Annotated in this window: 1 pseudogene; it reads left to right on the top strand. The window is 48.4% G+C overall.

Annotation, left to right across the window (positions count from 1 at the left end):
* A pseudogene (locus AC1M9K_RS14690) lies at positions 1-217 on the top strand (acetyl-CoA C-acyltransferase); the annotation flags it as partial.

The raw sequence follows: 217 nt of genomic DNA, 5'->3' as shown, positions 1-217 counted from the left end.
AAAACTATTAGCACAAACAGGTTTAACACTAGAGCAAATGGATGTGATTGAGCTGAACGAAGCGTTTGCAGCACAAGCATTGGCGTGTACACGTGACCTAGGTTTAGCCGACGATGATGCACGTGTAAACCCAAATGGTGGTGCAATTGCACTGGGTCATCCATTGGGTGCATCAGGTGCGCGTTTGGTGACGACTGCTCTCAACCAACTAGAGGCA

The organism is Acinetobacter sp. 24-47-67 (genome assembly GCF_056779735.1).
The sequence above is the reverse complement of the archived record's forward strand: the minus strand, read 5'-3'. Positions and strand labels throughout refer to the sequence as shown.